Origin of the sequence: Rhizobacter terrae (genome assembly GCF_003852895.1) — a bacterium.
GTDB lineage: Bacteria > Pseudomonadota > Gammaproteobacteria > Burkholderiales > Burkholderiaceae_C > Albitalea > Albitalea terrae.
In genome coordinates this window covers 274,905-286,259 of the sequence record NZ_QUSW01000007.1, presented here as the reverse complement: position 1 = coordinate 286,259, position 11,355 = coordinate 274,905, and the positions used below count along the sequence as shown (strand labels likewise).

Here is an 11,355-nt window from a genome sequence, read left to right as displayed (position 1 = left end):
TGGGCGGCAATGTAGTGCGCTGTGCGCCCATGGAACATCCCTAGTCGCCCCCGAAGAATCCCCCATGTGCGGGACGGACAAAAAGGTCCAGGCGCATTCACCCCATTGGCCGGGACCGTGCGTACAAGGGGCATGAACGACACTCGTCCCACCTCGCAGGAGACCTTCATGACTTCGATCCGCCCCCGCCCCGCAACCCTTGCTTTGGCCTTGGCTCTGGCGTTGGCCGCCATGGGCGCAACGGCCCAGTCGCGCCCGGCCGACAACACGGCTGTCCAGGAGCGCCGCGTCACGCTCAGCGACCAGCAAGCCGTCGCCATCACAATCTACAACGAAGACCTGGCGCTGGTGAAGGATGCGCGCAGCGTGAGCCTGGATGCCGGCGCCAACCGCCTCGCGCTGCGCGACGTCAGCGCGCGCATGCGGCCCGAGACCGCGCAACTGCGCAGCGTGTCGCACCCGGGGTCGTTCGACCTGCTGGAGCAGAACTTCGACTTCGACCTGCTCACGCCGGGCAAGCTGCTGGAGAAGTACGTGGGCCGCAGCGTGCGCGTGGTGAAGACCCACCCCACCACGGGCGCCGAGACGGTGGAGACCGCGCAGGTGCTGGCCGCGAACAACGGCGTGGTGCTGAAGATCGGCGACCGCATCGAGACGGGCGTGCCCGGCCGCATCGTGTACGACGACGTGCCGGCCAACCTGCGCGACCGCCCCACCCTCGTGACGGAGCTCGTCAACCGCCGCGCGGGATCGCAGCAGGTGGAGCTGTCCTACCTCACGGGCGGCCTGAATTGGCAGGCCGACTACGTGGCCGAGCTGGGCGCTGACGACAAGACGCTGGACCTCAACGGCTGGGTCACGCTCACCAACCGCAGCGGCACGGCCTATCCCAATGCGAAGCTTCAGCTGGTGGCGGGCAACGTGAACCGGGTGCGAGATGAGATGCGCGTGGCCGCCAAGGCCGAGCGCGCGATGCTGGCCGCACCCGTGGCAGCCGCGGGCATGGCGCAGGAAGCGCTGTTCGAATACCACCTCTACACCCTGAACCGCCCCACCACACTGGCCGACAACCAGACCAAGCAGGTCGCGCTGCTCAACGCCGCTGCCGTGCCGGTGAAGAAGGAGCTGCTGCTGCAAGGCAATGACTACTACTACCGCAACAGCATCGGCGACATCGGCCAGAAGATGAAGCTGGGCGTGTTCGTGGAGTTCGAGAACCGCGAAGCTTCGCACCTGGGCCAGCCGCTGCCCAAGGGCGTGGTGCGCGTGTACAAGCGAGACAGCATGGGCAATGCGCAGTTCGTCGGCGAAGACCGCATCGACCACACGCCCAAGAATGAGACCGTGCGGCTCAAGCTGGGCGAAGCCTTCGACGTCACGGCCGACAAGAAGCAGACTGACTTCAAGCGCCGCGAGCCGACCAACAAGGCGAGCTACGTGTCCGAGAGCGCCTACGAGATCACGCTGCGCAACGCCAAGACCGAGACGGTGACGGTCACTGTTCGCGAGCCGGTGCCGGGCGACTGGCAGATGCTGGAGGAATCGCAGCGCCACACGAAGGTGGCGTCGGGCACGGCGCAGTGGCAGGTGACGGTGCCGGCCGGCGGCAGCACCACGCTGCGCTATCGCGTTCTGGTGAGATTCTGAAACGCAGCATCGAACGGAAACAATCCCTTCGTGCCTGGTCGATAGAGTGCGCGCCACTCATCCACCACAACCGAAGGGAGCCCCCCATCATGAAGCGCGTTCTTGCGATCACGCTCGTTTCCACTTTGAGCGCCACCGGCACGTTCGCGGCCGAGCTGTCTGATGCCACCGTCGAGAAGACGCTGGGCATCGCCGGCGTGAGCCACACCGCCAAGACCAACACCCGGTACGGGCAGACCTACGCCGACGTCGCGTACAAGATCGGCGACAAAGGCATCGTGACGCTGCGCATCGGCAACCCGGAGCAGTACGCTGCCTGGAAGCAGGCGATGGCGCAGGACGCCTCGCCCGTGTCCGGCGTGGGCTCTGATGCCTTCGTGGTCAACAGCTTCCGCTCGGTGTGTGCCAGCACGGCGTCCAGCGCAGTGTGCGTGACGCCCAGCGCACTGCACGGCAAGCAGATCACGCAGGAGCAGATTGTCGCGCTGGTGAAGGCGGCGCTCTGACCCGGCCACCCAGACGGCGTTCCGCTCACCCCCCGCATTCCGCCATTCACCAGGCCGGATCCACCACCGGCCTGGTTGGTCCTGGACAAGGCCTTTGCCCGGCATCGACGATACAGTCCGGACGTCTGCATGACATCCGCCTGCTGTCGCTTCCTGCATGTCCGCCATCGACCCCACGTACCCCGAAACCGGCTCGCCCCGCGCGCTGGAAGGCTACACGCTGGTGCTGGCCACCATCGGCGCCTGCCTGGTAGCCCTGGTGGCGGCGCTGGCCACGCGCAATCCACGCATGGTGATGGTGCAGGTGGTGCCCACCACCCTCGTGATGATGCTGGGCGGCGGAGCCGCGGCCCTGTGGCTGCTGCGTCGCACCAAGGCCCCCTTGTGGCTGCTGCTGGTGGGGCCTGCCGCAGCCACCACCGCGTCGATGCTGGCGATGGTGCTCATGCGCGCTGCCTGGGCCGACCGGGCGGTGGACCTCATCCTCGCGCGACCACTGGTCGAGCGGGGCTTCGTGAGCGCCCCCTTGCTCGGCGCGCTGATCGGCGCCGGCCTGTGGCTGCTGGAACGGGCGCGGCAGCGCGAGCGCGCCGCGTGGCAGGCCGAGGAAGCAGCACGTGCGCGCGAGTCGCAATCGCAGCATGAGCGCGGATTGGCACAACTGCAGTTGCTGCAGGCGCAGATCGAGCCCCACTTCATCTACAACACCCTGGCCAACCTGCGCCAGCTCGTGAAGCTGGACAGCGCGCGGGCATTGCAGATGCTCGACCACCTCATCCGCTACTTCAAGCTGGTGCTGCCCAGCTTCCGCGAAGACCGGTTGCCACTGCGCGACGAGCTGGCGCTGGTGCAGGCCTACCTGGACCTGCTGAGCGAGCGCATGGGCCGTCCCATGCGCATGCAGGTGGACGTGCCCGACCACATCGCCGGCATCTCGCTGCTGCCCGGCGCGCTGCTGTGCTTCGCGGAGAACGCCGTCAAGCATGGGCTGCCTGAGGACGGTTCGGAACTCAAGCTGCTGGTGAGCGCACGCCACCTGGGCCACAGCCTGGTGCTGCGCGTGCAGGACAACGGCGCCGGCCCGCCCGCTGCACCTGGCTCAACCGATGCCTCGCGTCCCGGCGGCACCGGCATCGCCAACCTGCGCGAGCGGCTGCGCCTGCTGTATGGCGACGGTGCGAGCGTGCAGCTGTACAACATCCATCCGGGCTGCGAAGCCGTGCTCACCCTGCCCTGGGAAACGCCGGCACCGCAGCAACGTTGAGGAGACTTCCATGCGTGCCTTGATCGCCGACGATGAACCGCTGCTGCGTGCGGAACTGCGCGATGCGCTGGCCGTGGCCTGGCCCGAGCTGCGCATCGTGGCCGAAGCGTCCGATGGGCGCGGGGCACTGGCTGCCGCACTGGAACAGCGACCGGAAGTCGCCTTCCTGGACGTGAGCATGCCCCACCTGGACGGCATGGCCGCAGCCCAGCGCATGCGCGAGCGCGGCTACACCGGCGAGATCGTCTTCGTCACCGCCTACGACCAGTTCGCGCTCAAGGCCTTCGATGCGCGTGCGATCGACTACCTGGTCAAGCCGCTGGAGCCCGAGCGGCTGGGCGACACAGTGACGCGACTGAAGGCCAAGCTGGCCGGCGGCACGGCGGCGCCGGCATCACAGGCCCCGCAGTGGCTGCGCGCGACCCGCGGCACCAGCACGCAGCTCGTGCCTATCCAGGACATCGCCTGCCTGCGCGCGGTGCCCGGCTACACGCAACTGCTGACGCAAGAGGGCGAGCACCTCATCGAGGAGCCCCTCAAGAACCTGCAGCTGCGGCTGGACGCGAACAGCTTCGTGCAGGTGCACCGCGCGGCCATCGTCAACCTGAACTTCGTGCAGCGCATCGTGCGCGAGCGGCCGGGGCGCTGCGTGGTGGAGCTCAAGCACGGGCTCGGGCAGGTGGAGGTGAGCCGCGCCGGGGCCGAAGCGCTGCGCACGCTCTGACACCGGCACGGTCCGCGGCTTCAGCTCACCAGGTCTTGCCCAGGTCGGTGTAGAACTGGATCACGGTGTCGTTGCCTGACGGCTTCGCCAGCAGCGTCCGCAGGAAGCTGGTATCGCTGTCGTCGTTGTAGGCGTTGTAGGACCAGCGCGACCAGTGCAGGTCGTTGGCCTCGAAGAAGTCGATCAGGTCCTTCTCGTAGGCGATCTGGCCCGCGGCCTTGCTGCTCGCGCCGAACTGGTCGACGTAGAACGGCACGTTGTACTTGGCCCGGAAATCGAGCGGCCACTTCAGGTACCAGTTGATGAAGCCCTTGCTCAGGGTCTTCTTGTAGTTCGCTTCGCTCACGCGGTTGATGTTGAAGGTGCGCTCCCAGGGCACGGCGTCACTCTTGCCGTCCAGCAAGGACAGGTAGCCGTCCTTGGGATCGCTGTACGGGTAGTGCGGCGTCGCGCACGGCGGTGTGTCGCAGGTCACGCTCCAGCTGCCGTCCTGCACCCATTCCTTGGGCATGAGGAAGTTCACCTCGTAGACGATGCGGTTCGGATACAGCCCGATGCGCGGATAGGTGGCCGGCCGGTACTCCATCGTGTCGTAGTTGAAGGCCGGCCCGATGAAGAAGGGCGTGTGGTCGTCGATGCGCGTGATCTCCGCCATCAGCGCCTTCTGGAAGTTGACCAGCAAGCCCACCGGGTCCGGGTCGCCCGTCTTGTCGGTGCTGGGCTCGGCCAGCAGGCCGTAGCCGGCGACATAGTCGGTGTTCTGGTAGGTGCGCGCGAGGTACTGCCAGGCCTTGAGGTAGTAGCCGTAGTTGGGACAATGCGCGGCGTCGGTGGGGGCATCGCAGGCACCGGTCTTGGTCGTGTCGTAGAGGTCACGACTGTTCGCGACGTTGTCGTTGGCGCGCATCTCCAGCACCATCCAGACCTTGCGTGCGCGGGCCGCATCGACCCAGCTGCGGATCGCATCCTCATAGGTGGACTTGAAGCCCGACGCCCTGGTGCCGGTCTCGTCGCGGTTCTCCGGCGTGAACGAGATGCGCAGGCGGATCAGGTTCATGTGGAACTTGCCGACGATGTCGTCCAGCGCCTTGTCGTCCACCCCCTGCACGTTCACGCCGCGAAGGCGGATGGGCTGGCCGTCCGGGCCGAAGATCTTCGCGCCGTTGATGCTCAATCGGACTGGCGCGGGCAGCCCTTGGGCCACGGACTGGGCTTGCGCGGTAGCGCCATCGGTGCCCTGCTCGCCGCCTCCTCCGCAGGCGGCGAGCAGGGCTGCGGCGATGACCGTGGCCCCGATGGCTCCAACGCGGAACCGAAGGGTGTCGAATGTCGCGTGCATGGATGTCCTCCTCTCGGTGCCAAGCCGCCAGGCTCGGACTCCCCTGTCCGCCAGCTGCTTCTTCAGGCTTGACAGCCTAGCGAAGATGGCCCGCGGCATCGACAGCCACTGCAGTGAATCGACGGATCGGCCCGGTCAGCGGAAGGAATCGGATGTCGAACGGAAGCCTTGGCAGCGCATCAGCCCACCGCGCGACGCAAGGCCGCCCGTGCCAGCAGCCGGGTCGAGTCCAGCGTGGGCAAGGCGGAATTCGCGTCGCTGATGACCAGCGGGATCTCGGTGCAGCCGAGCACCACGGCATCGCAGCCCTGGGCCTTCAAGCGCTCGATGACCTGCTGGAACACCTGGACGCTGCCAGGCCGGACGATGCCGGCCACCAATTCGTCCATGATGATCTGGCCGATGCGGTCGCGATCGGCATCGTTCGGCCGCACCGCATCGATGCCGCGCGCTGCCAGCGCCTGCGGGTACACCGCGCTGTTCACGAGCCACGTCGTTCCGAGAACACCCACGCGCCGAAAGCCGCGCGCGGCAGCTTCATCTGCCGCCACTTCGGCGATGTGAAGCCAGGGCTTGGGCGATTGCGGCCGCACCAGGTGCATGGCCTGGTGGATGGTGTTGTCCGGGCAGATGAGAAAGTCCACGCCGATGGCGGCGAGCTTGCGGGCGGAATCGAGCATCAGTGCAGCCACGCCTTGCACGTCGCCGCGATCAAGGCAGGCGACGTATTCATGCAGGGACGGCGTGTGCATGGACACCTCCGGATGCGAATGCGCACCCAGCAGCGCGGCGCCTTCCGCGCAGATGGTGCGGTAGCACAGCGATGCGCCTTCGGCCGAGCAGGCGACGATGCCGATGTGTGCGGGCATGGGGGTTCCTCTTGTCGAGCGATCGCACATTGTTGCGGCATCCGCCACCAGCCCATGGCGCAGCCGAGGCCTCCGGATTGGCAGGGCACATCGTTGAACTGAAGGCCACTGGGGCCCCAGTCTCTCCATCAAACGTGGGAGGCATCCCCCTAACGCACAGGATGTGACCCCGCGGCAGCGGCGCCTAGAGTGAATCCACGGTCCGTGCAGGATCGCACTCGCACGCGAAGGGAATTCGCCATGACATCCGTTGCCGTCTCTCGCCGGGCCATGCTCGCCGGCCTGTGCCTCCCGGCCCTGGGCTGGCCCCTGGCCTCGCGGGCGCTGTGCGCTTCGCCCAGCGAAGCGGGCCGCTGGCGCAACATCGACGCCAAGGACACCGACCCGGCCGTCCTCGACGTGCGCATGACCAGTTGCGGTGATCAGGTGCTCAATGGTGAGCAGACCGAGACCGCCTACAAGCTGCGGGTCTGGGTCCGCCAATCCTCAGGCCAGTTCTATGGCCGGCCCAGCGTGGCCGCGTCCTACAAGACCTGGAAGGGCCAACGCTGGATGACGGGCCGCGTGCCCACCGGCGGCTACATCGACAACCTGTGGATGCGCTCCGTGGAGAACAACGGCCAGCGCCAGTTGCACGTGCTCATCAAGCACGAGTCGCTGGACAGCAAGCCGAGTTCCACCTCGGAGCATTGGTTCAGGTACGAGAAGGCGGTCTGATCACCACCCGACCGTGATCGTCACGCTGTCCGGATACGGCTTGGCCGCCAGGTTCGGAATGATGATCACCGAGCTCTGGTCGTTCGCGTCGTCATAGGCGAACGCGTAGGCCTTGCCGTTGATGCCGTTCACGTGCCAGAAGTGGGCGTACTCGTTCTGCATCACGCCGTTCTGGTAGTAGCTCGCCGGGGTGTGCCAGTTGGCGGTGTTGTGCGCCACGCCGCGGTTGAACGCGCCGCAGAACCCGGCTTCCAGCGCCAGCTCCATGGTCGAACCCTTGGCGAGGTAGCCGGTGCAGCCGAACACGTCGAAGGTGGTGGGCTTGTCGATGAAGAACGGACCCGCACCATTCCACGTGAACTGCAGACGTCCCGCGACGACACGGCCGCGGAAGGTGTCGCCCGGCCGCGTGAACACGAAGTCAGCGGCCGTGTACTGGTTCCACACCTGGTCGATGTAGCCGATCGACACCGACTGGATGCCGGCGTAGCTTCCGCCCGGCGGATTGAAGCTCGGCGCCGCCACTGTGGTGCCGCCACCTCCTCCACCGCCACCGCCACCGCCCTGCGTGAAGCTGGAATGCGGCGTCACGTACAGGGGCCCGTTCTTCTCGTAGGTGAACCAGTACTCGACGCCACGCGAAGGCGAGCGCGGTCCTTGAGATGATCCTCATGAATGTCTCCTCGGAAGTTGGGGCGGACGCACGCCGTGCGCCGCCCGCCCCGGGGTCAACTGCGTCAGCGCCGGTCAGTGATCAGCGGAACTGGATCCAGTCCACATTGACGAGGCCGTTCGGGTCGACGTAGGGGGTGTTGAACTGGATGTACAGGTCGTGCACGCCGGTCGTGGGTGTGGTGAGGTTCATGGCCACCTGTTGCCAGGACGACCATCCCCCCGTGTTGCCCACGCCCAGGCTCGCGATCTTGTTGGCCGCGCTGATGCCGTCGCGGTACAAGGTGACCGAGCCGCTGCCCGAAATGCCCGATGCGATGTTGAGCACGAAGTCGATCGGCGATGTGCTGCCGAAGTCGATGCTGCCCAGCTTGATCCAGGTGCCGTCCGCCGTCGTGCCCACCGCGGTGCCGCCGGCGACCTTGGTGATGCGCGGGTCGGCGCTGCTGTAGTTCTCCACCTGGATGGTGCTGCGTGCAGGCGTCGTGCTGCTCGCGCTCGCGGTCTTGCCGTTCACGGACGTGCTGGCGCCCGACACATTGCCTGCTGCATCGCGCGCCTTCACCGTGTAGGTGTAGGTGGTGTTCGCGGCCAGGCCGGTGTCGTTGTAGCTCGTGGCTGTGGGCGTGCCCACCACCGCGCCGTTGCGCAGCACCTGGTAGCCGGTCACGCCGACGTTGTCGGTGGACGCCGACCACGACAGCGCGATGCTGCTGGTGGTGACCGCACCAACGGCCAGGCCCGTGGGCACCGTTGGCGCGACCGTGTCCGATGCCGCCAGCGTGGTGGCATTCACCGCCGGGCTGCCTGCCGACTTGTTGCCCGCCGCATCCTTGGCGCGGATGCTGTAGCCATAGCTCGTGCTGGCCGCCAGGCCGGTGTCGACGTAGCTGGTGGACGTCGGCGAGCCCACCACGGCGCCGTTGCGCAGCACCTCGTAGCCCGTCACGCCCACGTTGTCGGTCGACGCCGCCCACGACAGCGCGATGCTGTTGGAGGTGCGTGTTCCCACCGTGACGCTGCCCGGCACGCTGGGCGGCGTGGTGTCGCCGCCGCCGCTGCAGGCGCCGCCATCCACCACGAGCTGCTTCGCAGCGACGCTCATGCTCTTGCCGTCGGAGTAGCTCACGCACACCGCCGACGCACCCGGGTTGTAGGCCGCGTAGTGCTTGATCCCACCCTTGTTGAACACCTGGTAGGACGCGATGTTCGCGGTGACACCGGTCTCCAGCTTGCCCCAGGTGTTGAGCGCCGACAGGAAGTTGTAGATGTCGGCCTTGGTCTGGCCCCACTCCGGCGGCGCGCTCGGGTTGGCGTTGAACTGGCCGAGAGCACCGGCCGGGTCGTTCACCGCCTGGTACGACCAGAACAGGTCGCTCCACTCCAGCGGACCCATCAGCGGCTTGAAACCGGGGGCCGAGGGTGCCGGCAAGCCCTGGTACTTGGCCTGGTAGGTGTTGGTCGCGTTCATGAGGCGCGTGACCTGGTCCGCACGCCGGCCGAAGTAGATCGAGCCCGAGGTGACGGGCAGGATGTTGATGCCATGCACCGCGCGCGGCTCGGCCGTCCACCAGGTGCCGTACAGGCCGCCGTTGCCCCAGATGATGCCCACCTGCGGCGGCTTGAACTCCGCAGGGTGGTTGCTCTGGTCCACGTCGAACCAGTATTCCTCGATGGCGCGCGACTGGTTCGCGTAGTACATGACGCCCAGGTCGCGGATGGCCTTGTTGCTGGTCGCCATGCCCCACAGCGCAACGCCGGTGGCGAAGTTCATGCCTTCGCTGGACGACTCTTCGTTCAACCCGTTGCCGAAGGCCATGCCGCTGGCCCAGCTGTGCCCTTCCACCGGGCTGAAATGACGCAGGAACCCGTACCTGGTGTCGCTGCGGTCCCAGTTCATCGGGTCCTTGATGAGCTGCTCCACCATCGGGCCCCACTGTCCCGCCCAGCTCGCGCCGTTCGGATCGAACATCGCCACGATGGCCGCCGCACGGATGAAGTAGCCGTTGATGAAGTGGTGGTCCGACATGTCGCGGCAGGCGTAGTGCATGTCGTAGATGGGGCACAGCGTGCGCCACTTGCTGTCGTAGGCAAAGTGCTTGTTGGCCTTGCCGGGCGTGTAGCTGAGCCAGTCCTGCAGCTTGGCCTTCACCTCGGTGAGCAGCTTGTCGCGCGCGGTCGTGTTGCCCGTCTGCTCGGCAATGGAGATCAGGCTCGCGAGCCGGCCCAGCGAGCGGCCGGTCCAGTAGGCGTCATCGATGGTGCCCTCGGGCGGCGTCTGCCAGATGCTGCCCGCGTTGTTGGCGACGTCGTTGACGTAGCCGTTCAGCTTGGCCACATCCGCCGAGGCCACCGGCATCACCGGCAGCAGGCCGTTGAAGCGCATGTTGCTGGTGTAGCTGGTGCCCTTCACCACCTTCATCTGCCCGCGCGGCGAGGCGTAGGCATAACCGGTGTTCACCGGGTTGTTGAGGTTGCCCTTCCAGGTGTGCGGGAACACCGCCGACAGCGTGGGCTGGTTGGTGGCCCCCGTGTCCTGGTTGGTGGTGCTGAAGCTGAAGGTCGACGACAGCGTGGCCGTGGCGTCGTTGTAGTTCCAGCTCAGCTGCGTGTCGGTGATGTGGTTGTGGGCGTACTGCGCGTAGTCGGTGACGGTGGCGTTGGATGTGTCGGGCAAGGCCGCGACAGTGAAGAAGCCCTTGCCGCCCAGCGGCGCGGTGAACACGCTGCCCGACTGCACCCAGTTCACGCCCGAGGGCGCGACCAGCAGGTAGTGGTGCAGCGTGCCCGGACGGTAGTTGGCCGCGGCCTTGCTCACCGACACGCCGATGACGTTGCCCGCGCTGTAGAACACCGTGAGGCCGCCGGTGGCCTCCACGCGCGCGTTGGCCGAGCCCGCCGTGCGCTTGAAGAAGAAGTACGGCGAGCCGCTGGCGCTGGTCATCTGCAGCGTGCTGCCGCCGCCCGTCCACTCCGCAGTCACGGCCCAGTCGGAATAGCCCGCGACCAGCGGGTCGCCGCTCACCAGGCCCTCCAGGCCCGCGATCAGGTCCTGGTCGTAGAAGTTGAAGTGCTGCGAGTTCGGGTAGCCGTTGTTGATGAACTCCATGCCGTCAATGGGTGTGCCGGCCATCCAGTCCGTGCCGCCGCCGTTGACGCGCAGGATGCTGGGCTGGTCGGGCTGCCACACGCCCGCGCCGCTGGGCACGGCCATGAAGGACAGCGGCAAGGCGTAGTTGGGCACCGAGTTGAGGCCGCTGGATTGCGTGCCCCAGTAGTTCCAGCCCAGGCCCGACCACCACTTGTTGCTGACGGCCGGCACGCCGGCCTTGAACTTCGGGGTGGCCGGGCTGTAGATGGGCACGCCACCCGGGCCCCAGCTGGTGATCTGCGATGGCACGGCCCAGCCGCTGTCGGCGGGGTTGCTGGTGGGCAGGCCGTCGCGGTAGCTGCCGCTGCCGAACTGGGCAGCGTGCAAGGGGGCCTGGGAAAGCGTTGCGGCGGCGGCAACGGCAAGCAAACGAACACGCATGGGAACACGTCCCGGATGACGGTCCCGGCGCTGGCTCTTCATGTCTCACTCCATCGGGTTGGGGGTTCACCGGGGGATGGGCGAA

The 11,355-nt window shown here is 67.0% G+C and carries 9 protein-coding genes; 5 read left to right on the top strand and 4 right to left on the bottom strand.

Features of this window, described 5'->3' with window-relative positions; translation table 11 throughout:
• Nucleotides 1-168: 168 nt before the first annotated feature.
• The 4 genes from DZC73_RS23165 to DZC73_RS23145 all read left to right on the top strand — a co-directional run bounded on the left by DZC73_RS23165 (nt 169) and on the right by DZC73_RS23145 (nt 4,141).
• Nucleotides 169-1,647 (top strand): DUF4139 domain-containing protein, encoded by a 1,479-nt coding sequence (locus tag DZC73_RS23165; RefSeq protein ID WP_198414926.1) that lies wholly within the window; start codon nt 169-171, stop codon nt 1,645-1,647.
• Nucleotides 1,648-1,736: 89 nt separating this feature from the next.
• Nucleotides 1,737-2,153 carry a hypothetical protein gene (locus tag DZC73_RS23160; RefSeq protein ID WP_124542734.1) on the top strand — a complete coding sequence of 139 codons (417 nt, stop codon included), beginning with the start codon at nt 1,737-1,739 and terminating at the stop codon, nt 2,151-2,153.
• 157 nt (nt 2,154-2,310) lie between these two features.
• The gene (locus DZC73_RS23150) at nt 2,311-3,417 is read left to right on the top strand and encodes a sensor histidine kinase (RefSeq protein ID WP_124542732.1); all 1,107 of its coding nucleotides are present in this window, start codon (nt 2,311-2,313) and stop codon (nt 3,415-3,417) included.
• A 10-nt stretch (nt 3,418-3,427) separates the two neighbouring features.
• Complete coding sequence (locus tag DZC73_RS23145; protein ID WP_161974710.1) at nt 3,428-4,141, top strand: LytR/AlgR family response regulator transcription factor; 714 nt, start codon at nt 3,428-3,430, stop codon at nt 4,139-4,141.
• A gap of 25 nt (nt 4,142-4,166) precedes the next feature.
• On the opposite strand, the gene DZC73_RS23140 is transcribed toward DZC73_RS23145, so the two are convergent.
• Both DZC73_RS23140 and DZC73_RS23135 read right to left on the bottom strand, forming a co-directional pair.
• A complete protein-coding gene (locus tag DZC73_RS23140) occupies nt 4,167-5,480 on the bottom strand; it encodes a cellulase family glycosylhydrolase (protein WP_161974709.1) in 1,314 nt (437 codons plus the stop codon).
• Between the two features lie 179 nt (nt 5,481-5,659).
• Nucleotides 5,660-6,349, bottom strand: a complete 690-nt coding sequence (locus DZC73_RS23135) for an aspartate/glutamate racemase family protein (RefSeq protein WP_124542729.1) — start codon at nt 6,347-6,349, stop codon at nt 5,660-5,662.
• Nucleotides 6,350-6,589: 240 nt separating this feature from the next.
• On the opposite strand from DZC73_RS23135, the gene DZC73_RS23130 reads away from it, so the two are divergent.
• The gene (locus DZC73_RS23130; protein WP_124542728.1) at nt 6,590-7,066 is read left to right on the top strand and encodes a hypothetical protein; all 477 of its coding nucleotides are present in this window, start codon (nt 6,590-6,592) and stop codon (nt 7,064-7,066) included.
• Here DZC73_RS23130 and DZC73_RS23125 read toward each other — a convergent pair whose 3' ends face one another.
• Both DZC73_RS23125 and DZC73_RS23120 read right to left on the bottom strand, forming a co-directional pair.
• Nucleotides 7,067-7,657: a beta-1,3-glucanase family protein gene (locus DZC73_RS23125; protein WP_124542727.1), complete on the bottom strand. Its 591-nt coding sequence runs from the start codon at nt 7,655-7,657 to the stop codon at nt 7,067-7,069.
• Between the two features lie 163 nt (nt 7,658-7,820).
• Nucleotides 7,821-11,216, bottom strand: a complete 3,396-nt coding sequence (locus DZC73_RS23120) for a glycosyl hydrolase (protein WP_161974708.1) — start codon at nt 11,214-11,216, stop codon at nt 7,821-7,823.
• Nucleotides 11,217-11,355: the final 139 nt, after the last annotated feature.